This is a genomic window from Acinetobacter sp. WCHAc010034 (assembly GCF_001696615.3).
Lineage (GTDB): Bacteria > Pseudomonadota > Gammaproteobacteria > Pseudomonadales > Moraxellaceae > Acinetobacter.
In genome coordinates, this window is the sequence record NZ_CP032279.1 from 1,025,550 (window position 1) to 1,045,972 (window position 20,423).

General features: G+C 48.8%; 21 protein-coding genes. 10 read left to right on the top strand and 11 right to left on the bottom strand.

Annotated features, from left to right (window positions below; all coding sequences use genetic code 11):
• Positions 1-240 precede the first annotated feature (240 nt).
• Both mrdA and rsmD read left to right on the top strand, forming a co-directional pair.
• The gene (gene mrdA / locus BEN74_RS06500) at positions 241-2,220 is read left to right on the top strand and encodes a penicillin-binding protein 2 (RefSeq protein WP_068908683.1); all 1,980 of its coding nucleotides are present in this window, start codon (positions 241-243) and stop codon (positions 2,218-2,220) included.
• Between the two features lie 3 nt (positions 2,221-2,223).
• On the top strand, positions 2,224-2,778 hold the full coding sequence (gene rsmD, locus BEN74_RS06505; RefSeq protein ID WP_068908682.1) for a 16S rRNA (guanine(966)-N(2))-methyltransferase RsmD: 555 nt from the start codon (positions 2,224-2,226) through the stop codon (positions 2,776-2,778).
• 213 nt (positions 2,779-2,991) lie between these two features.
• Here rsmD and BEN74_RS06510 read toward each other — a convergent pair whose 3' ends face one another.
• On the bottom strand, positions 2,992-3,411 hold the full coding sequence (locus BEN74_RS06510) for a hypothetical protein (protein WP_068908679.1): 420 nt from the start codon (positions 3,409-3,411) through the stop codon (positions 2,992-2,994).
• A gap of 53 nt (positions 3,412-3,464) precedes the next feature.
• Positions 3,465-3,713 carry a hypothetical protein gene (locus tag BEN74_RS19375; RefSeq protein WP_162898152.1) on the bottom strand — a complete coding sequence of 83 codons (249 nt, stop codon included), beginning with the start codon at positions 3,711-3,713 and terminating at the stop codon, positions 3,465-3,467.
• A gap of 32 nt (positions 3,714-3,745) precedes the next feature.
• Here BEN74_RS19375 and BEN74_RS06515 point away from each other — a divergent pair, with 32 nt between their 5' ends.
• Positions 3,746-4,081, top strand: coding sequence for a hypothetical protein (locus BEN74_RS06515; protein WP_068908677.1), 336 nt, complete (start codon positions 3,746-3,748; stop codon positions 4,079-4,081).
• A gap of 121 nt (positions 4,082-4,202) precedes the next feature.
• Here the strand turns inward: BEN74_RS06515 and BEN74_RS06520 are convergent, their stop codons facing one another.
• Positions 4,203-4,802 (bottom strand): 1-acyl-sn-glycerol-3-phosphate acyltransferase, encoded by a 600-nt coding sequence (locus BEN74_RS06520; RefSeq protein ID WP_068908675.1) that lies wholly within the window; start codon positions 4,800-4,802, stop codon positions 4,203-4,205.
• A gap of 264 nt (positions 4,803-5,066) precedes the next feature.
• Here BEN74_RS06520 and BEN74_RS06525 point away from each other — a divergent pair, with 264 nt between their 5' ends.
• On the top strand, positions 5,067-5,552 hold the full coding sequence (locus BEN74_RS06525; protein WP_068908673.1) for a copper resistance protein NlpE: 486 nt from the start codon (positions 5,067-5,069) through the stop codon (positions 5,550-5,552).
• Positions 5,553-5,755: 203 nt separating this feature from the next.
• The gene (locus BEN74_RS06530; protein WP_068908671.1) at positions 5,756-7,027 is read left to right on the top strand and encodes a hypothetical protein; all 1,272 of its coding nucleotides are present in this window, start codon (positions 5,756-5,758) and stop codon (positions 7,025-7,027) included.
• A gap of 71 nt (positions 7,028-7,098) precedes the next feature.
• On the opposite strand, the gene BEN74_RS06535 is transcribed toward BEN74_RS06530, so the two are convergent.
• From BEN74_RS06535 to BEN74_RS06570, 8 genes are all read right to left on the bottom strand, one after another.
• A complete protein-coding gene (locus BEN74_RS06535) occupies positions 7,099-8,238 on the bottom strand; it encodes a helix-turn-helix transcriptional regulator (RefSeq protein WP_228200404.1) in 1,140 nt (379 codons plus the stop codon).
• A gap of 601 nt (positions 8,239-8,839) precedes the next feature.
• Positions 8,840-9,427, bottom strand: a complete 588-nt coding sequence (locus tag BEN74_RS06540) for a TerD family protein (protein WP_068908666.1) — start codon at positions 9,425-9,427, stop codon at positions 8,840-8,842.
• 12 nt (positions 9,428-9,439) lie between these two features.
• Positions 9,440-10,159 (bottom strand): TIGR00266 family protein, encoded by a 720-nt coding sequence (locus BEN74_RS06545; protein WP_068908664.1) that lies wholly within the window; start codon positions 10,157-10,159, stop codon positions 9,440-9,442.
• 9 nt (positions 10,160-10,168) lie between these two features.
• Positions 10,169-11,482: a vWA domain-containing protein gene (locus BEN74_RS06550; RefSeq protein ID WP_068908662.1), complete on the bottom strand. Its 1,314-nt coding sequence runs from the start codon at positions 11,480-11,482 to the stop codon at positions 10,169-10,171.
• Between the two features lie 102 nt (positions 11,483-11,584).
• Positions 11,585-12,163, bottom strand: coding sequence for a TerD family protein (locus BEN74_RS06555; protein ID WP_068908660.1), 579 nt, complete (start codon positions 12,161-12,163; stop codon positions 11,585-11,587).
• Position 12,164: 1 nt separating this feature from the next.
• Positions 12,165-13,271 carry a DUF475 domain-containing protein gene (locus tag BEN74_RS06560; RefSeq protein ID WP_068908658.1) on the bottom strand — a complete coding sequence of 369 codons (1,107 nt, stop codon included), beginning with the start codon at positions 13,269-13,271 and terminating at the stop codon, positions 12,165-12,167.
• 18 nt (positions 13,272-13,289) lie between these two features.
• Positions 13,290-13,865: a TerD family protein gene (locus BEN74_RS06565; RefSeq protein WP_068908656.1), complete on the bottom strand. Its 576-nt coding sequence runs from the start codon at positions 13,863-13,865 to the stop codon at positions 13,290-13,292.
• A 50-nt stretch (positions 13,866-13,915) separates the two neighbouring features.
• The gene (locus BEN74_RS06570) at positions 13,916-15,121 is read right to left on the bottom strand and encodes a TerD family protein (RefSeq protein WP_068908654.1); all 1,206 of its coding nucleotides are present in this window, start codon (positions 15,119-15,121) and stop codon (positions 13,916-13,918) included.
• A gap of 307 nt (positions 15,122-15,428) precedes the next feature.
• On the opposite strand from BEN74_RS06570, the gene BEN74_RS06575 reads away from it, so the two are divergent.
• Genes BEN74_RS06575 through BEN74_RS06595 form a run of 5 tightly spaced genes read left to right on the top strand, consistent with a single transcriptional unit; the run spans position 15,429 to position 20,423 of the window.
• Positions 15,429-16,448, top strand: coding sequence for an ATP-grasp domain-containing protein (locus BEN74_RS06575; RefSeq protein ID WP_068908651.1), 1,020 nt, complete (start codon positions 15,429-15,431; stop codon positions 16,446-16,448).
• Positions 16,445-17,566 (top strand): phosphoribosyltransferase domain-containing protein, encoded by a 1,122-nt coding sequence (locus BEN74_RS06580; protein WP_068908649.1) that lies wholly within the window; start codon positions 16,445-16,447, stop codon positions 17,564-17,566. The genes BEN74_RS06575 and BEN74_RS06580 overlap by 4 nt, the downstream gene beginning before the upstream one ends.
• Positions 17,556-18,335 carry an HAD family hydrolase gene (locus BEN74_RS06585; RefSeq protein ID WP_068908647.1) on the top strand — a complete coding sequence of 260 codons (780 nt, stop codon included), beginning with the start codon at positions 17,556-17,558 and terminating at the stop codon, positions 18,333-18,335. Before BEN74_RS06580 ends, BEN74_RS06585 begins: the two co-directional genes overlap by 11 nt.
• Entirely contained in the window at positions 18,328-19,488 is a 1,161-nt protein-coding gene (locus BEN74_RS06590) for a cysteine protease StiP family protein (RefSeq protein ID WP_068908644.1), read from the top strand. Before BEN74_RS06585 ends, BEN74_RS06590 begins: the two co-directional genes overlap by 8 nt.
• Positions 19,488-20,423, top strand: a complete 936-nt coding sequence (locus tag BEN74_RS06595; protein ID WP_068908642.1) for an HpcH/HpaI aldolase/citrate lyase family protein — start codon at positions 19,488-19,490, stop codon at positions 20,421-20,423. Before BEN74_RS06590 ends, BEN74_RS06595 begins: the two co-directional genes overlap by 1 nt.

The window sequence follows — 20,423 nt, forward strand, 5'->3', positions numbered from 1 at the left end:
CACCATTGTCCTTAATTTTAGGCTTTTTTAGTTGTAATACAGTCCTATTTTTATGCGGTTTTGACTTTATCAGAATTATATGAACACTTATAGACAGCGCTTTATTTTTTTAATGTCTGCAAAGTCAAAGTTTAAGCAGATCCGGCGCTTCTGAGGCGCTTTTCGCTTATCAAATTTTTTGAACTTGCGGTAGAATGGTCAGCCTCAATTTCCCCTTTGTGTGACTTAAGCCGACCGCGTATGAAGCAGCACTTTCCTTTAAAAAATGTACAGCAAGAAAAGCGCATTTTCCGCAACCGCATTTATTTCTCACTGGGCATTGTGATTTTTTTCCTGCTGCTGCTGGTTGCGCGCTATTCTTATCTGCAGATTGCCAATTACGACAAGTTCGCCACCGACTCAGACAAGAATCGCGTCCGCCTGCAGCCGCTGCCGCCGGCGCGCGGCTATATTTATGACCGCAACGGGGTTCTGCTGGCGGACAACTATCCGGTCTTTTCCGCCACCATGAGCCGCGCCGATATTGATGATATTGACGACACGGTTCGGCGCCTGGCGCCAGTCATCAACCTATCTGAAGAAGATATTCAGCGCTTCCGGAGCCGGATTAAAACCTCGAAAAAGACTGAACGCGTAGCGCTGAAGCTGAACCTGAACGAAACTGAAATTGCGCGCTTCAGCGAAGTGAAATTCCAGTTTCCGGGCGTCAACATTGAAACCCAGATGACCCGCTACTATCCGCACGGCGAGCTGTTTGCGCATGTGATTGGCTATGTCGGCCGCATCAATGACAAAGAATTAAAAAGCATTAATAAAGACTTATATGCCGGAACCAACCTGATTGGAAAAATCGGGGTTGAAAAATACTATGAAGAGCTGCTGCACGGCCTGCCCGGCAATGAATCGGTCGAGGCCGATGCGCACGGCAATGTGCTGCGCCATTTAGGCCGCAAAGACCCGGTCCGCGGCAATGACCTGTATTTATCGCTGGATTACGGCCTGCAGATGGTGGCCTCTGAGCAGCTGGCCGGCCGGCGCGGCGCGATTGTCGCCATGGACCCGGGCACAGGCGAAATCCTGGCTTTAGTCTCCAGCCCAAGCTTTAACCCGAATTTATTTGTCACCGGCATCAGCGGCAAAGACTATTCCGCGCTGCGCGATGACCTTGACCAGCCCCTGTACAACCGGGCAGTGCAAGGCTCCTATCCGCCGGGCTCCACCATTAAGCCGATGTTTGGCTTAGGCGGCCTGCACTACAATCTGGTCGACTGGAACACCACCATTTCCGATCCGGGCTATTTCTCCCTGCCTGGAGATTCGCACCGCTTCCGCGACTGGCGAAAATCCGGCCACGGCGCGGTCAACCTGCATAAGTCGCAGGTGATTTCCTGCGATACCTACTATTATATTCTGGCTTACCGCATGGGCATTGAGCGCATGAACAGCTGGATGCGCCAGTTCGGCTACGGCGCAAAAACCGGCGTGGACTTGCCGAGCGAAAGTTCCGGCCTGTATCCAAGCCCTGAATGGAAACTGCGCACGCGGAAAGCCAAATGGCTGAAAGGTGAAACCATTTCGGTCAGCATCGGGCAAGGCGCATTTACCGCCACCCCGCTGCAGCTGGCCATGGCCACCGCCATTACCGCCAATATGGGCCAGCACGTCACGCCGCATGTGCTGCGTGAAAGCAAAGGCACCAAGCCCTATACCGTGCATAATGCGCCGGATGGAAAAATTGAGTTTAATGGCCAGCCTGAAGACTGGGTTAAAATGCGCGACGCCATGGTCGATGTGATTGAGAGCGGCACAGGGCGCCGCATCCGCACGCCAATGTATAAAATTGCCGGCAAAACCGGCACCGCGCAGGTTAAAAGCATTGCACAGGGCAAGCGCTACAATGAATCGCTATTAACCGAGCGCCAGCTTGACCACGGCCTGTTCGTCGGCTTTGCTCCAGCGGATAAGCCGGAAATCGCCATTACCGTAATTTGGGAAAATGGCCGCCACGGCGGTTCCGCCGCCCAGCTGGCGCGGCCGATTTTTGACTACTGGCTGCTGAACCGCAAAAAAGCGCCAATCCGCCCTTCGGCAGCCCAAGTCAGCGGCGGCCTGATGACTGCCGGCATCAAGCCAAGCGAATTGCCAAGCGGCGAAAATCCGCTGCAAAGCAGCGCCAATGCGCCAGCTTCCCCTCCGCCAACACATGCAGAATCAGATTAAATTATGAAAAATCAACTCCGAATTATTGGCGGTGACTGGAAGCGCCGCCAGCTTCCTTTTGCCAGCATTGACGGGCTGCGCCCAACCCCTGACCGTGTCCGCGAAACCCTGTTCAACTGGCTGATGTGGGATATTCAAAATGCGCAGGTTCTGGATATTTGCGCAGGCTCCGGCGCATTGAGCTTTGAAGCGCTGTCGCGCGGCGCGGCCCAAGTGGTGATGATTGAGCCCGACCGCACACAGGCCAAGTTTTTAATCGACAACCTGCAGCTGCTGAAAGTCACCGCGCAGCATGCCAAGCTGAAAACCGCCACAGCGCAGCAGGCGCTTCCTGCCCTGAAAGAGCAGTTTGATGTGGTGTTTTTAGACCCGCCCTACAGCCTTGACCTTTGGGAAACGCTGGCGCAGCTAGCTGACCCGGCTATTAAAGCCAATGCCTTGATCTATGTTGAAGCTGACCGGGACTTGTCCCAGCTGAAGCTGCCGGCGACCTGGAAGCAGATTAAAGAAACCAAGGCCGGCACAGTGCGCGCTGGGCTGTTTCAAAAAATAGTTTAACTGGCCCATTTTAGACAGCCGGCAGATTCAGGGCCGCCCTGATCCGGGGCAAAATAAGCTTCAGATATATAATACCCGCCACGGCAAGGATGCCGAGCAGGCGCAATAAAAGGCTTTTGCCTGTTTTTTATGAACTGCGGGAATTTCCCAAACAGGTCTTGCCTATGCAAAAGGCGTTTAACCGCTTAAAGGAAAAATCAGGCTGCGCAGGCGCTAAAACACATAATTCCAGAACAGCCGGATGATTTGCCCGCGGTCATATGGAAAATTTGACAGATATTCATAGCCAACGCTGTGGCGCTGATTAACGCGGAACTCCATGCCGTAGCCGAATGAAACCGCAAAATCCTGCAGGCCGATCTGCTCGGACTGGCCGGACAGAAACTTATTCTTTGCGCCATCGGTTTCGTAAGCAGTGTAGTTATAAATTTTTACAATTTCATTTTCAAAGAATAGGTTTTCTACCAATCCGTAATCCTGCGCATCCTGTGCGGTTTTCGAAGCCAGCGCGCGCTGCTCCTGCTCATGCAGGCCTTGCAGGCTTTCATCCATTACAACAACGCCTTCCTGCTCCTGCGCCGCCGCGCTGCCGGCAGACAAGCCAAGCATGACCCAAACCGCCAATGCTTTCATAACAGCCCTGATAAAATAAGATATGCCCATGCTAACTTAAATTTTCTGAAATTTTAATTACTTATTCGGCTCTGCCTGCGGTTTCCGGCAAGCCTCCTGACCTGCTCCGCCAGTACGGCGCAAACTGCGCCAGCTGCAGGAATTGGCCCTGCATGAATCTGCACGCCGCGGACAGCCTCAGTACGTGCTTGCATAATACGGTACAGGACGGCGCTGTCCAGCAGCTGCACAGGCTTCAATAAGCCGTTTTTTAGGCATTCAGCAAACCCTGAGCAAAACAGGCGCCGCAAAAATTTATACAATACCGCACTTCTTCATCTCCCCCATCTCACTTATGAAATTGCCCGCCGCATTTGCTGGAGCTATTCTTTTGACGGGCTGCCCGCTTGGCGCGTCACAGGACATTAAAAATGCTGAAAAACTGCTGGCAGACTTTCAGTGCAATAAGATTGAAAGCGCGCAAATGGCGCACAGCCCGATTACCGCCTATCATGAGCAGTCGCTGCACGGCGCCAGGCAAAAGGCTGAGCAATATATTCAAAGCTATAAAAATGGCGAAAAGCTGTTTACGATACCGCTTTCCGCCGTCATTGAGCAGCAGTACAGCATTTATAAAGAAGCCTGCCAAAATTTAGGCGGCGTCCATCAAAATATTTTGGATGAAAACTAAACTTTTAAATGGGCGCTTTCCCAGCCGTGAAAGCTTGATTTTTCCTGCAACATGCAGCATTGTGCTGCAGTTTGACACAGCCGCCGAATGCAGCGGCTGCGCAACCTTCACCTGAAATGCCTTATTCGGCAGAATAGTAGCGGCTGTCTACGCTGAAATCTTCAGGAAATTTCGGGCTGATTTGCGCATAAAACTGCATAATTTCCGCCATGTCTTTTTCATAATCGCCTGTAGGATAAACAATTTTTCCTACACCGGTTTTTTTCTTCTCATAATCCATATAGGCCAGCGCAATCGGCACGCCCGCATTCAGCGCAACATGGTAAAAGCCGGTTTTCCACTGTTCCTGCTTCGCGCGCGTTCCTTCCGGCGTGACCAGCATAACCAGTTCAGCATGCTCCTTGAACAGGTTGGTCATCACCTCAACCATGCTTAAGCGCTGCGCGCCTTCCGCCTTCGGGCTGCGGTCAATTCCAATGCCGCCCATAGCGCGGACAAAAGGCCCAAACGGAAGCTTCATATAGCTGTCTTTAATGGTCAGGCGGACATTCACCCCCAAGGCTTTCAAGGCTAAGCGCGCATACAGCGCATCCCAGTTGCTGGTATGCGGCGCCGCAATCATGACGCACTGCGCCAAATCCAGCGGCCAATGGTTATCCAGTTCCCAGCCCATCAAATTCAGGCTTTGCTCAGCTAATTTTTCAAACACCCAATGCACCATATACACATTTATCTGGCGCTGATTCTAACTGCGCTGGAAAAATTAGATAGACCAAAAAGGTCAATAAACCAGCAATTAATTTATAAATGTATAAAATCATTAGTCAGGAAAAACTCCCCAGCCGGCGCTGCGCCTGATTGAAATGCAGGCCGCCGCGCGCGTTTTCCCGACTTAATCAATGCGCAGGCATTACAAGAATACTCTAGCCATTTTTTAATCTTTTTAGTAACTTAAATCCATCAAATGATAAAAAGGCCGATTTGAATGAAAAAGACTTTCCTTATGCTTGCACTCTCAAGCGTTGCGCTGGCAGCCTGTTCCAAGCCTGAAACCCCGAATTCCGCCGCGCCTGCCGCCAGCGCTGCTGCGCAGCCTGCAAGCGAAGCATCTGCGCCGGCCAGCACTCTGCCTGCTGGCGATACAGCTGAAACTTCTCTGGACTGGGCTGGAAAATACAAGGGCGTATTGCCTTGCGCTGACTGCGAAGGCATCGAAATGGAGCTTGAGCTGAAGTCTGACAAAACCTATGAACTTACAGAAGAATACCTCGGCAAAGGCAAAGGAAACGAATTCAAGACCAAAGGCGCTTTCAGTTTTGACGCTAAAAATCCATCGGTCATTACACTGGATCAGGCCGCCGATAAGCGCAAATTCTTTATCGGGGAAAATTTTGCAGAAGTCCGCGACATTGAAACCGGCGAGGCGATTGAAACGCAGCTGAATTACAAGCTGGACAAAGAGCTGAATTAAGCGCCCGTTTGCAAAAAAAAGCTCCGGTTTCCGGGGCTTTTTTATTGAATACATAAATGAAATTTCAACTTATTAAACTTTAATCATTGATTAAAACAGAATAATTATTCTTCACCCTCCTCATTTGAGGATATTCAAAAACGTCCGCCTCCCCCTAATATCGGTTTCACAATCTCACATAAAAATATATTGAGGGAAAGACGATGAAAAGAACAATACTTGTTTTGTCCTTAGCTGCATTATTAACAGCATGCGGAGGCAGCTCTGACGACGACTCATCTTCAAACGGCAACCCGCAGCCTACTACTAAAACCGGCGTACTCTCTGATGGACCAGTCAGCGGCGTTAAATATATTTCGCGCAATGCCCAAGGCAACACGACGCATGAAGGCACAACCAGCGCATCTGAAAATGAAGCTGAAAAAGGCTTATTCCAGTATGAAGACGGCGATACCATTTCATTCTATGTAGGCGGCATCCAAATTGGAGAAACCGTCAATGCGAAGGCCCAAATTACCCCGCTTGACCTTTATCAAGATACAAATGAAAATGCCGAAACTGCCCGCGTCAATGTGATGATTTTCCTGCAGTCGCTGGATGCCGACCAAGACCATACTAACGGCATTGAAATTTCTCAGGCAACTGTAGATGCGCTGGCAGATAAAACTATCGATTTCACCCTGCCTACAGAATCCTTTGAAGAAGACGCCACCTTGGCGCTGGCCATTGAAGCCGCCGGCACAGAGCTGGTTTCAGAGCAGGATGCAAAAAACAACTTCTTTGATTCCTTCCTTAAAGACCATACTGGGGCATGGCTCTTAGAAGATCAGGCTACAGGCACGAAAACTGTGCTCTACATTGACGGCACAACCAGCGGTGAAGATGATGAAAAAGCCTTCCATTTCACGCTGGGCGAAGTCGGCCCTGCAGAGACAGATGGCTCAGGCGAATCCGGCATAGAAGTGGGCCAAATGACATGGAACGCAGCGAATGGCGATCTGGACAGTTTGGATGGCTTCGAAATTGACAGCAATGGCGAATGGGGCCTGTCCGATCCTGAAGCACAGCTGAAACTGCTGTACGGCAGCGCCAAAGGCAAGCTGCTGCTGAAGGAAGGTGACCAGTCCTATGAATTTACTAAAATTGAAAATACAGCAGGCAGCCTCGACGGCTCATGGAAACTCAACGGTCAAATCGCTTCTTTCTTCACAGACGGCTCTTATATTCAGATTTCAACCAATGCTTATGGTGCATGCGATGAAGGCATTGAGTCTGGAACCTATTCGGCAGCAAATGGCGTCTTGGCGGCTACAGCGGTGCAATACGATACCAATGGATGCGCAGGCCTAGTGGACACATGGGGCGACATCTCTGCTCAGGAATATGAACTGTACTCATTCACCTATACTTTAGACGGCGACCTTCTCCACATTACGAATGCCGATGACCAAAGCGCGGAAATGCAGCGCTTCTAAAGCCGGCGGCTGCTTTTAACGCAGTTCCTTCAAGCCCGCAATTTTAAGACCTTGGACAGCCAAGGTCTTTTTTAGCATACATGTTCAAAATTAATCGTCATGCCCATCAGCTTATGCAACAGTTCGGCCTGTGAATTGCACTGCAGCTTTCCATAGATATTTTTGACGTAGGTCCGCACCGAACTTAAAGTCAGATTGCAATGCACGGCTATTTTTTCCAGATTTGACCCGTTTACAAACAGTTCGCAAATTTCGCACTCTCTGGGCGATAAGGTATAAATTTCCTTTAAATACGGCGTTGCCAGCGCATACTGCTGCCCGACTTCTGAAATAAAAAGCACGGCATAATTTTTATCCTTTAAATTTTCAAAGCGCTCAATGCTGCTGAATGGCGTAGCCGTCAGCATAAACTGCTGGCCATTCTGATGATTGACCGCCAGCACACCGCCAATATCCTCGGTATTTTTGCGGCTTTCCAGCAGCGTGGTTTGAATCAGCTGCTCAAATTTCTGCTGATACATGCGCGCCATAAAGATCCGGTTCTGCGCGTCAAATTCAAAAATTTTACTGTGCTCCAGCAGCTGCTGCGCGCGCTGATTAGCATAGTACAGCGTCCGCTTTTCATCAATCAAAATAATGCCGACTTTAATGGCATCCAGCACGCGGTATAAATTTTTATTTTCAATTCGGGCAAAGCTGAGCTGCTTATGGATTTGCAGGGCGCGCCGGATATGCACGCCTATTCTTTTGAGAAAATCCAGCTCGTCCTGTGCAAAAGCGGGCTGTTCAGATGCCCTGTGTATGCCCAGAACAGACCAGCGGTATTCGCCATGATCCAGCAGCACTCCGGCAATATAGCTGATGCCGGTGATTTTCAGGCATTTTTCATAGAAAATAAACTCATCAGAATTGGACAGCTGTGCATAGCCGCTCAGATCCTGATGAATCACTCCGCCTACGCCCTGCTGCTTCCATAGCGGAATATGCAGCGCCATATCAATCAGCCTGACCTGCTCATCCTGATAGGCGTCCAAGCCGGCTTGCGGAATATTAAAGGCGTGCTCAAAGTCATAATTAGGATTCAGCCGGTCCAAGGCTGTCAAAACCGCGGTTTTGCTTTGCGTAAACTCGACTATCTGACGGATCACTTCAGGCCACAGCGAAGCATCCAAGGCTGCATCATACACTGTGCCAATAATCTTATTTTCCATTTCCTGATCCATTTGGCTCCGCCCCTTTATTTATTATTCTTGATTAAGCATAAACCTAAGCGCGCCAAAGTCAAAAAAGGGTGAATTGTTGATTAATCGCAGCGAAAAAAATCCCTGCCGAAAGCAGGGATTTTTCATGAACCGGGTTCAGCAGATGAATTACATCATGCTTTACGACAGCTTAAGACCATGCATGAATTTAAAATAGTTTTTTCATTAAAATTATTAACGTATGTATTCATCTAGCAGGACATTGATTTTTTGTAAGCAAATGTCTTTCAATTATCCATTAGCCAAATATTATGCTTAAGGATATGAAAGTTAAACTGTTAAAAGAAAGAATAGGCTGTACATACAGACTTCCACACTGGAGCACCTCCCGCTGCCGTAAAATTTCGGAAATACAGATCATGATTCTCAGCATGCAGCTGGAATGCTGATGATGAGCCAGTATCCGGAAAACAGCTCAAATATAAATTGACAGGCATATTCAAAAAGGGAGAACCGCCAGGCATATGATTGCTTATAGATGACGATGCTTGCCGCTGTGCATAACTTAAAAAACCCAAGGCGGGCTTGGGTTTTTTACGCTTTATCCTGCTTACAATAAAGGCAGAACTGACGGAATAATATCGTGAATCGTTTTACCGTTGCATGATTCGCCAAGCGCTGACATTTTCCAGGCGCCGTCATGGCGGTAAACTTTCGCAATAATCAGCGCGGTATACTTGCCTTTTGCCGACAAATTGTATTTCGCAATTTCAGTATTGCTTGTTTCATCTACTACACGGCAAAAAGCATTTTCAACTTTTTCAAATGTCTGCCCGCGAAAGCTGCTGATTGTAAATACAATAGATTTTACTTGCGGCGGCACGCGCGCAAGATCAACAAAGATTTTTTCATCATCGCCGTCGCCTTCACCGGTTAAATTGTCCCCAGAATGGCTGATGCTGCCATCGCGGCTGCGCAATTGCGCAAACCAGACATTGTCCAGCGGCTGCTTGGCTTCATCAAATAAAATTGCCGATGCATCCAAATCAATTGAAGAGCCGCCTCCGCCAAATAAGCCTCCCATGAAGCCGCCGCCTTTAGCGACATCCCATCCGGCGCCAAGATATATCCGCGTCAATGATGCGCCGTCTGCCTTGGCAAGAGAAATTTTCTGCCCTTTTACTAAGCTAATACCCATATCTGTACCCTTTTACCTGCTATTGTTATTTAAATTTAAAACTGACGCGAGCCATGTAACATAGTTCTTGCGGTTTCTTGAGCAAATGACCACCTTGCCATTCCCCCTGAACTTCAGCACCATTCCCTCACCGCTGGTCACGCTGTTAAATAGATTGCCCATCAAGCCCCGGTTTTGTGAACTTGGCAAGCCGATGCTGTAGCTTAAGCTTGAATCCCACGCGACAACATGGCCATTGTCTATAGTGGTTTCACCATTTTGCGCGCTGACATCTACTTCCAGCAAAGTTCCGCAGCCTGAAATGCAGAGCTGGCCTTGTCCAGCAGTTTCCATCACCACAAAACCGCCATTGCCGCCGAACAGGCTTCCGCCAATATTGGTTTGCACTTTCGCGCTTACATTGACATGCTCTGTCGCCGCGACAAATGCGCCATCTGACAGCACATACTGGTTCTGGCCTATGTCCAGGATTTGCATATCGCCATCCAGATTCGGCGAAAGCAGGCACTGCCCGTTTCCAAATGAAGCTTTTATTTCCTGCTGGAACAGGGATTCACCCGTAGTGAAGCGGCGCATAAAAGACTGGAATAAGCCGCCCCTGAGCGACCCGCCCAGTTCAAGATTCGCTTCCATCATGACCATGGCGTCAGATTCACAGAAGATTTTTTCTCCTTTCTGCAAATCCACCAGCAGGAATGGTTCCGGGCTGCCAGCCAATTGAAAATTCGCCATGTTGTATCCTTATTTCGGAATGATATTTTGAAGTTTGGCTTCTTTCAGCCAGAGAGGGAACTCCTGCAGCAGCAGGTCATACAGCTGGCTTTCAGGCATGCTGTGAATATTATCCATTTCAAAAAAACTGCAGTTGTCTACAGCGCGCCCAGCCATCGTATCAAGCTGCTCCAAGACGCCATAATTGCGGCCGCCAATGCCGACGAATTGCCAAAAAATCGGATAATTCGAAGCATGTTTCAAAATCTGCTTAATTTTCCGGGTTTCTGACACGCCGCCATCAGAAATAAATACGATATAAACCGGGAGCTGGGATGGACTGATTTTGGTAAAATATTCAACCGCGCTTTCAAGCACCGCAGGCTCATTGTTATAGCGGGCGCCGGCATTCCATTTTTTGTGCCCGCCTTGCTCAGTTTCAATATAATTCTTTAAATTGCTTAAGCTTACGTCACTCAGACGCAAGGCTTTCTCAGCAAAAGCCCAGCATTCAAAGCTTCCGTCATCATCAAAATTAACAGCCAAGGGCATGATGCGGTCCAGAACTTTTTGCACATCGCCGTTTTTATACTGATTTGACATGGAGCCGGAATAATCCAGAATCAAGGCCACCCGGGCTTTAGCGCCAATCAGGCTGTTCTTTTCCAAGCTGATCAAGGATTTTTTGGCCAAATCAATCAAATGCGGCGCAGTTTTTTCTATTTTATCCAGCACAACGCGCTTTTTCAGATCAATTACGGATGCTGCCGGCGCAGACTGCTGCGCTGCAGAAGGATACAGCTCAGCGCCCTCCTCCGCGGCGACTTCACCGCCAAAATGCTCGACTAATGCTTTTAATCCGCCATTGAAGCCTTGGCCAATGGCGGCCATGCGCCAAAGACCGCCCTTGCAGTAAATTTCAGTCAGCATAATGGCTTTTTCCAGATTAAACTGACTGGAATCCAATTTATATTGCGCCAGCACCTGCCCTTGCTGGCTTAAAATTTCCACACAGGCATCCATCAAGTCATGCATGGTTGAATTCACCGCATCTGCGGTTGCGCAGATGACAAAGCGGTGAATTTCTGCAGGATTGGCTTTGCTTAAGTCAAAATGGAAAAAATGCGATTCTGATTCAGCCCGGTACTCAACCTCATGCTGCGGAGATTTTGGCTGGTTATAGAAAATCATATAATCATCATGGAAAAGCCGGTCATCCATGCCAATGCCGAAACAGGAAATATCAACCGGAAAATCCGCTTTGGCCACTATTTTTACGGTAAAAACCTGTCCATTCTGAATAAGCTTATCTAATGCTATTTTCTGGCCTGAAATTAAATTCATTGTTATTCTGCTCAATTCTAGTACTTAAAAATAATCTTAAATTCAGGATTAAAATCACTTTTAAGTACTAAAAGATTGCTCTTTTAGTACTTAAATCCAGTGTTATACAGCTACGCCATAGCTTCCGGCTAAAGCGCCAAGGCCGCCATTGAAGCCCTGGCCTACCGCTTTGAACTTCCACTCGCCGCTGTGGCGGTATAATTCGCCAAAAATCATGGCAACTTCTGTGCTGCCGTCTTCAGACAAGTCAAAACGGGCAAGTTCTTCAGCATTTGAATCTTGGTTAATGACGCGGATATAGGCTTTATCCACTTGGCCAAAGTTCTGGCCATTCTGCTGCCCTTCATGAATTGTTACTGCAAAAACAATTTTTGCAACATCTGCAGGGACTTTGGACAAATCGACTGAAATCGCTTCATCATCGCCGTCGCCGTCGCCTGTGCGGTTATCGCCTTTGTGATTAACTGAACCGCATGGCGATGTTTTCTGATTGAAGAAAATGAAGTCGCCGTCTACGCGCACTTTGCCATCTTCTCCGGTTAAAAATGCAACTGCATCCAAGTCAAATGCCTTGCCGTCAGTTACGCGGGGATTCCAGCCTAGGCCCAAATCCACTTTGTTCATTGTTGGAGCGGTCTTCGATAAATTAATGTTACCGCCTTTAGACAAGCTAATTGCCATTTTACTTTCCCTCTTCCATTGCTTCGAATTGTTGCTGCTTTTTACTATATGAAATTGACGAAATTACTGCCCAGACAATAAATGCTACGCCAATCAAACCTGTTACAACTTCTGGAACATGCACGCCGGTACCGCTGGCAAGCATAATCAATGCCAATGCGCCAATTGCATAATGGGCGCCATGCTCTAGGTATACATAGGCATCCAAAGTGCCTTTTTCAACCAGAAAAATGGTCATGGAGCGCACGAACATTGCACCGATAGCTAAACCCAGCATGATAATTACCACATCACTGGTAATTGCGAAAGCCCCAATTACACCATCAAAACTAAAGGATGCATCCAGCACTTCAAGGTAAAGGAATCCGCCGATTCCGCCTTTTACAATTGTGCCGGTTGCTGTTGCGCCGCCATTCTGCTCAGCCTGCTCCTCATTTTCGCCTTCATCATTGCCGCTGCCTTCGAGCAAATGCCCGATGACCTGCACGCCAACATAGACCACAATGCCCCAAATGCCCGCCATGACAACAACCAGGCGTGAAGCTTCGGGCACAAAGCCTGCGATAGTCAGCAATACCGCCAATGAGATGAAAACTGAAATTGCCTGGATATTTCCCAAATCCGCCAGCTTGGATTCCAGCCAATGGAACCAATGCTCATCCTTTTCATCATCAAATAAAAAGTTCAGAAACACCAATAATAGGAATATGCCGCCGAATGCTGCAATTTCAGCATGATGCGCCATCAGCTTATCTGAGTAAGTTTTAGGGTCGTTGAGCGCCAGCTTGGCAACTTCAACCATACTCATATCCGCTGTCACGCCGACAATCAGCAATGGGAAAATCAGGCGCATGCCGAATACAGCCACAATAATGCCTACGGTTAAAAACAGCGTACGCCAGAACTGATCCCAATGCTTAAGCACTGACGCATTAACCACCGCATTGTCAAATGATAAAGAAACTTCCATGACCGCCAAAATAGCAGTAATGGCCAGCACTTTAAGCATCATCATCAAGCCGGCTTCCGGCCCATGCGTAAAGCCCCAATAGCCTGCTAAAGCCATACAGATGATGGTGAAAATTATTGAAAACCTAAAATGCTTCATATGCGGTTACTCAGCGCGTCAGATATTGATGCCGTATTGATGGCACATGGCGCGCAAGCCGCCGTTATAGCCTTGGCCGACAGCGCGGAACTTCCACTCGCCGTTATGGCGGTATAATTCGCCAAAAATCATTGCTGTTTCAGTTGAGTAATCTTCATTCAAGTCAAAGCGCACAATTTCAACATGGCTTTGATTATTCACCACGCGGATAAACGCATTCTGCACCTGGCCGAAGTTCTGCCCGCGGGAATCCGCATCATGAATCGTCACCGTAATGGCAATTTTTTGAATTTCCGGAGAAACTTTGCCAAGATCAATGGTGACCGCTTCATCATCGCCGTCGCCGTCGCCTGTGCGGTTGTCGCCGGTATGCTCGACAGAACCATCCTGTGACCGGGTTTGATTATAAAAAATAAAATCATGCTCGCCGCGGACTTTCTCATTTGCGCCCAGTAAAAAAGCTGAAGCGTCCAAGTCAAAATCCACGCCATCTGTAGCGCGGGCATCCCAGCCTAAACCGACCAGCACCTGAGTTAATGACGGGTCTGTTTTGCTTAGGGATAAGTTTCCGCCTTTGTTCAATGAAATAGCCATGCTTTCCTCATTTTTAAATAGCTAAGGTTATAAATTATTTTCGCTGCTTATTAGTCTTTGGAGCCATGCGACCAGCGGAAGCCGAAGCTGTAATGCTCATCCAGATACTTCTGATCTTTAAAATAGCGCACTTCGCGGTTCGCCTGAATGCTGTCGGCGGCGTTCTTTAATTCAACTATGGCGCATGTGGTTAAATGATTGCCGTCTGTCAGCCGGACTTCAATCTCCGGCTGATTCGAAATCCGTATCGTAACCACACCGTCTGTTGCGGCCCATTGAGCAGCGCCTTCATAAATATAGGCATAAACAACAACACGCTCGATATGCTCCCACCGGTCGCCGTTAATGTACAGGTTTTCGCCATTCGAGGCAGATCCAGTCCGGTCATCGCCATCCAAGTGCATAAATGGAGGCTGATCGTAATGGCCGAACTGCTTTCCAAGCGCCTGCACCAAGGCAATCCGCCCATTTTTAAACTGAATCATTGCGCCCAGATCCAAATCAACAGAATTCGAGCGGCTGAGTTTTTTGAAAAAAGACTGGGACTGGGGCTGGCCTCTGTTCCAGTTTAAATTGACCGAAATTTTGCCGAATCCGGCGCCTTTCTTGCTTAAGTTAATGCTGGAATTGTTTTTATCCAGCTTAATTTTAGACAAATTAATGCTTGATGCAGGTGCAGGTGCAGGTGCAGGTGCAGGTGCAGGTGCAGGTGCAGGTGCAGGGTTACTGCTTTCACTGGCAACCTCAACACCGAAGTTTTCGGACAGCGGCTTTAACCCGCCATTAAACCCCTGATTTACGAAGCGGAATTTCCATTTATTATTATGCTTATACACTTCACCCAAGATAAGCGCTTTTTCAGATTTATGCTGCGTGTCCACAGCGGCTGTCGCCAGCACTTGCCCGGCTGAACACAGCTCCAGCTGCACGGCAGGCAGAATGCTGAGCGTATGCGGCTCGCTTAAAGTCGCGCAGATGGCTATTTTTTGAATTTGCGGGTCAATCGCTGCGGTATTAATCCGCAATTTCGTCAAATAAGGCGATTTAGACGCTGACTCGGACAGAATCACGCTTTGGTTGGGCGCAGATGTCTGCCCGTAAAAGATCATATCTTGATCGCCGCGCACCTTCTGCGTGCCTTGCTGAAGCAAATATGCAGCAATGTCTAAATCGACATGGGCTGGCACTGCGGTCTTAATCAATATCTCAACAGTCTGAGCGTCAAGCCCTATATTCCCGCCCGCCACAAGTTGCATACTTCCCCCTAAGCCAATAAATTTTTTTATTAAAACTCATAATTCTAATGAATTTTTTTTTACCAAACCGTATTCAATCTGAAATTTAAATATTGAACAAATGCTAAACCTTTTTAACACAAAAAAATCCGTGCGCCAAAGCTTCTGACGGTTTTTTTGCTTAATTTTAGCGCAGGCTAAATCATGTGCTGGAAAACCGCGCAAAAACAGATTGCCACGCAAGCTTAAAAAATTATATATTCCACAGACCGTTTACATATTCGCCATTTATTATAAATTTAACGCTTTGTTGAGACAAAAACTTCCTGTGAAACAACAATATACCATTTGGATAGCCGAATGCTATTCCTGCCAGAAAGATGTTATCCAGCTGCTGAAAAAATCCAATTTATCAGACTCCATTAAGATCATTGCATCGCACAGCCTCAGCCGCCCTGAACTTGAGATGTATGCAGACCATTTTGAGCGCCAGCCTCCTATTCGCCAATCGGCAGCATGGCTGCTGGAAAAATGCATTCAGCATCAGGTAGATCTGCTGTTCTGCGGCAAGCATGCGCACTTTATAGAAGCGCAGCGGGAAGAATTTCAAAAAAATAATATCCAGCTGATTACCGGAGCAATCGGCGACGCGCAGCACGCCGCGGTCAATGATAAATACCTTTTCACGCAGCAATGCGAGGCGATTGGCCTGCCGCATATTCCCTGCGCCAAAGTCAGCAATGCGGCTGAATTGGCAGCTGCAATTCAGCAGTATCAGGCGCTTTACCCGCAAATCTGCGCCAAGCCTGTGCACGGCGTTTACGGCGCCGGATTTGTGCAGCTTCAGGATGATGCGGATTATTTTAAAAAATTCCAGATTTCGAGCATCTGCAATACCCGGCAGTTTATTGAAGCCTATGGTCAGCTGAATCCGGCTATTGATTATCTGATTATGCCTTATCTGGACGGGCAGGAATGTTCCGTGGATATTGCCTGCGATGCCGGAAAAATCTTGGCGCAAGTCACGCGCACAAAGCATAAATTTTTTCAGGTTTGCGATTTAGCGCATCCCTGCCATGCCATTTGCTCAGATTTAGTTGCGCATTTCCAATGTGACGGACTCATTAATATTCAGTTCAAGCAAGACCGGAACCTGAATTGGCGCATTCTGGAGATTAATCCAAGGCCCGCCGGCGGTTTTGCCTACAGCCAGCATACCGGCGTCAATTTAATGGCGGAACTGATTGCTCATAAGCTTTCTTTAACGCTGATCAGAGCAAAGGCATCTTCACCGGTGCAAGTTATCCCTGTAGAGCAAAGCATAAAAATGGAAAGCGATTGTTTATGAAGCAAGTTGAGTTAAGCCGCGGTAAAATCTGCGTTACGGTAAATGAGCATCATCCTGACTGGCCTCTGGATCAGCTCCTGGGCTTTGCGGAGCGGATTAATCCTAAACGCGCTTTTTTATTTGTTTCTAAAGTCTTAGGGAAGCATATTCCCGTGGCTCCGTCCCTGATGAACCGGAGCTATGCCGATCTGGCTGCGCTCGTGCCCAAAGATGTCCCTTTTCCGGCTGCAGTTATCGGCATGGCTGAAACCGCCGTCGGCTTAGGCGCCGGCGTCTACCGCGAACTTAAAAAAGATTTTGGGCAAAATGCGATATTTTCCACAACCACGCGCCACCCTGTCAGTTCACTGCCTGCGCTTGGGCTGTTTTTAGAAGAGCACAGCCATGCGCAAGACCAATTCATTCTGTCGAGCCATGACCCGGAAAAGCATCAGCAGCTCTTAAACGCTAAAACCTTAATTTTAGTAGATGATGAAATATCAACCGGCAAAACTTTTAAAAACTTAATTCACAGCCTGAAAAATGCCGGCTTGGCGCATGTTGAGCGCATCATTCTGGTCACTTTAGTTAATTGGGCGGAACAGCGCATCAGTGATTTGGATGTGGGCATGCCTGTCGAAGTGATTTCACTTCTGCACGGCAACTGGCATTGGGAAGCCAGCCAAAATAAAATTGAGGTCAGCATGCCCGATGTCAGCTCAACATCGCAAGAAGCTCAAAAAATTATTGCGCCACATGACTGGGGGCGTGAACCGGGCTATTTGGACTGTAGCGCCTGGGCGCATGTCCAGCTGAAGCGGCCGGATGAAAAAATTCTGGTTTTAGGTTCAGGCGAATTCAGCTGGATTCCATTTCTGATTGCGGAACAGCTTGAACAGCAAGGCGGCGATGTATATTACAGCTCGACCACCCGCTCCCCGATTATGCAGGGCCATGCCATTGAAAGCATCTGCGCTTTTACCGACAACTATGGGCTGAATATCAACAATTATGCCTATAACGTCAAGCATCAGCAGTTTGACCGGGTTCTGCTGATTGTGGAAACCGCCAAAGACAGCGTAGACCCAAGCTTATTTGAACAAATACAGAATCTGGAAGTGATTAGCTATGAACCCTAAGCCGCTGATTTTTGTAGATTTGGATGATACGCTGTTTCAAACTCACCGCAAGCAGGCGCCAACTGCGCAGCATAAAATCGCCACCGTCGATAAAATGGGCCAGCCCCTGTCCTATATGCACCCCAAGCAGCAGGTGCTGGCAAACTGGCTGTTTCAGTCCGCCGATGTCGTGCCGGTTACAGCGCGTTCGGTCAATGGCTTAAAGCGGGTCAATCTGTCTTTCCAGCATGGCGCCGTCTGCACGCATGGCGGAACCGTTCTGGACACCGGGCTGCAGGCTGATCAGGACTGGCTGGCGCTGCAGCAGCGGGATGCCGCCGCTTTAGGCGGGCTGCTGCAGGATTTGCCGCAAGCCCTGCAGAATGCAGCGCAGCATCTTGGCGCTATCCGCACCCAGCTTGTCGAGGAAAATGGCCGGATTGTCTACGCCTACGCCAAGCAGGCTGCGCCGGAGCCTCTGTTCTTAAGCCAATTGGTGCAGCACCTACCTGCAGAAATCATGCAGCACTGCTATGTGCACTTGAATGGCAATAATTTAGCGCTTATCCCGCATTATGTTTCCAAGCAGAAAGCGGTTGAGTTTTATCTGAATAAGCACGACCCGCAGCGCGAGCGCGCAGTTTTAGGATGGGGCGACAGCCTTTCAGATGCCGGATTTTTAACCTGCTGCGACTGGTTTGGCATGCCTAAAAACAGCCAGCTGGACAAGTTTTTGGCGCAAAGCTTAATCCAGGATCATCATCAGAAAGGATTTTTAGGCCATGTCTAAGTTTTCAGCCGTCAATGCAGCGCTTGCGGAATTAGGCTTTCACGGCTCTTACCGCCCGCAGGATATTACCTTTTTACTTAAAGCCTGCGATATTCAGCCTACCCCTGTTGCAGAAAAAGAGCGCCTGATTCAGTCCGGCTTAAAGCACTATTCAGAAATGATCAGTGAAGAAAAGCCGCCAACGGCCGAGCACATGGCGCATTTCCAGCACGCCTTGAAGCTGGGCGCAGAGCGCTTGGCCGCTGAAGTTCAGCAGCTGGGCCATTCGCTCTCCGCCAGATTTCCAGCGCAGCCGGTGATACTGGTCAGCCTTGTGCGCGCAGGCGTGCCGCTAGGCGTACTGCTCAAGCATCAGCTTGAAAAAACCCAGCCCTGCTTTCATTACGGCATCAGCATTATCCGCGACCGCGGCCTGGACTTGGCTGCGCTGAATGCCATTATCCGGCAGCATGGCGCGGACAATATTGTCTTTGTCGACGGCTGGACCGGCAAAGGCGCCATTTGCCGGCAGCTGACGCAGAGCCTCAGCAGCTATCCTGAGTTATTTGACGATGGATGGGAAATTCCCCGCTTAGTCACGCTTTCAGACTTGGGCGGCTATTCCTGGCTCAGCGCAGGCTGCGAAGACTGGCTGATTCCATTCGGCATTTTAGGCTCGGTGATTTCAGGCCTGACCTCGCGCAGCGTTTTAAGCGAGGACATCAGCCAAAGCCAAATGCAGGACGGCTGCTTAAACCCTGACAACTGGCATAATTGCGCAATCTACGGCCACCTCAAAGCCGATGATTTATCGCTGCAGTTCATTCTGCAGATTCTGGATTTAATTCAGCAGAAGCCGCACGCGGCAAAAGCCGGCTGGAGCAATGCAATGCGCTCACAGCAGCAGCAGCGCAGCCTGAATGCCGTTCAGTGGATTGCGCAGCATTATGGCGTTGACAATATCAACCTGATTAAGCCCAGCATTGCCGAAGCGACCCGCGCAGTATTAAGGCGCGTGCCGGAACGCATCTTAATTCAAGATTCAGCCCATCCGGATGTGCAGCTGCTGCTGCATTTTGCCCAAGAGCGCGCTATTCCTGTCGATATTCTAGGCGGGCAGCTAGGCCCCTATCACGCAGTGACACTGATAAAAAAAGTTGAGAAAAAACAATAATGAAGAAATTACAGCACGCGATTGAACTGGGCGCGACCATGTACATCCCCGCGACCCATGAACAGCTGTGGGAAGTCACTGAAGGGCATAAATTCCCGGCATTAAAATCCGTTGCAGTATGCCTGGAAGATGCTGTGCTGGAGAAAGATGTGCAGACGGCAATGGTCAACCTGAAGCATTTGCTGCAAAGGCGCGCTGACGCGCCCAATCTCAAGTCCCCTGCCGTGTTTGTCCGTCCGCGCAATATTGAAATGGCCAAGCACATTGCAGACTGGGATTTAAACCGCAGCTTCAGCGGCATGATTTTGCCTAAATTCACCCTGCACAACCTGATGCAATGGATGGACGTGCTGCCGCCGAACATGAATTTAATGCCGACTCTGGAAACCCGGGAAATTTTTGATATGGGGCATAATATTGAACTGAATCAGGCGCTGAAATATGACTTCCATAAAACGTTATGCCTCCGGATCGGCGGCAACGATTTACTGTCCTGCCTGCACCTGCGCCGCCCTAAAAATTCGACAATTTACCAAACCCCCATCGGCATGCTGATTTCACAATTGAGCGGCCTATTCATTCCTTCAGGCTTCCAGCTCAGCTCGCCGGTTTGCGAGCATATTGAAAATACCCAGCTGCTGATTGATGAGCTGCAGCAGGATATGAATAACGGCATTTATACCAAAACCGCAATTCACCCTTCGCAGCTTGAATACATTCATCAGGCCTTTCAGGTCAATGCCGAAGAATTTCAGGAAGCGCAGCAGATTCTGTCGCATGACGCAAAAAGCGTCTTTAAGAGCCATGGCTCAATGCTCGAACCTGCTACACACCGCAACTGGGCGGAGATGATTCTGCGCCGCTACAGAACTTTCGGCTTAAGCAAGCATCATTGCGCCCACGATAAGTTTATTGCCAGCTCATCATCTTTCTAA

Bases quoted from the DNA above. Each gene is read 5' to 3' on its own strand.
- BEN74_RS06590 (WP_068908644.1), top strand. From the start codon at position 18,328: ATGTCTAAGTTTTCAGCCGTCAATGCAGCGCTTGCGGAATTAGGCTTT.
- BEN74_RS06570 (WP_068908654.1), bottom strand. From the start codon at position 15,121: ATGCAACTTGTGGCGGGCGGGAATATAGGGCTTGACGCTCAGACTGTT.
- BEN74_RS06520 (WP_068908675.1), bottom strand. From the start codon at position 4,802: ATGGTGCATTGGGTGTTTGAAAAATTAGCTGAGCAAAGCCTGAATTTG.
- BEN74_RS06565 (WP_068908656.1), bottom strand. From the start codon at position 13,865: ATGGCTATTTCATTGAACAAAGGCGGAAACTTATCCCTAAGCAAAACA.
- BEN74_RS06595 (WP_068908642.1), top strand. From the start codon at position 19,488: ATGAAGAAATTACAGCACGCGATTGAACTGGGCGCGACCATGTACATC.
- BEN74_RS06535 (WP_228200404.1), bottom strand. From the start codon at position 8,238: ATGGAAAATAAGATTATTGGCACAGTGTATGATGCAGCCTTGGATGCT.
- BEN74_RS06580 (WP_068908649.1), top strand. From the start codon at position 16,445: ATGAAGCAAGTTGAGTTAAGCCGCGGTAAAATCTGCGTTACGGTAAAT.
- BEN74_RS06510 (WP_068908679.1), bottom strand. From the start codon at position 3,411: ATGAAAGCATTGGCGGTTTGGGTCATGCTTGGCTTGTCTGCCGGCAGC.
- BEN74_RS06585 (WP_068908647.1), top strand. From the start codon at position 17,556: ATGAACCCTAAGCCGCTGATTTTTGTAGATTTGGATGATACGCTGTTT.
- BEN74_RS06560 (WP_068908658.1), bottom strand. From the start codon at position 13,271: ATGAAGCATTTTAGGTTTTCAATAATTTTCACCATCATCTGTATGGCT.
- BEN74_RS06530 (WP_068908671.1), top strand. From the start codon at position 5,756: ATGAAAAGAACAATACTTGTTTTGTCCTTAGCTGCATTATTAACAGCA.
- BEN74_RS06515 (WP_068908677.1), top strand. From the start codon at position 3,746: ATGAAATTGCCCGCCGCATTTGCTGGAGCTATTCTTTTGACGGGCTGC.
- BEN74_RS06555 (WP_068908660.1), bottom strand. From the start codon at position 12,163: ATGGCAATTAGCTTGTCTAAAGGCGGTAACATTAATTTATCGAAGACC.
- BEN74_RS06525 (WP_068908673.1), top strand. From the start codon at position 5,067: ATGAAAAAGACTTTCCTTATGCTTGCACTCTCAAGCGTTGCGCTGGCA.
- BEN74_RS06545 (WP_068908664.1), bottom strand. From the start codon at position 10,159: ATGGCGAATTTTCAATTGGCTGGCAGCCCGGAACCATTCCTGCTGGTG.
- BEN74_RS06550 (WP_068908662.1), bottom strand. From the start codon at position 11,482: ATGAATTTAATTTCAGGCCAGAAAATAGCATTAGATAAGCTTATTCAG.
- rsmD (WP_068908682.1), top strand. From the start codon at position 2,224: ATGAAAAATCAACTCCGAATTATTGGCGGTGACTGGAAGCGCCGCCAG.
- BEN74_RS06540 (WP_068908666.1), bottom strand. From the start codon at position 9,427: ATGGGTATTAGCTTAGTAAAAGGGCAGAAAATTTCTCTTGCCAAGGCA.
- mrdA (WP_068908683.1), top strand. From the start codon at position 241: ATGAAGCAGCACTTTCCTTTAAAAAATGTACAGCAAGAAAAGCGCATT.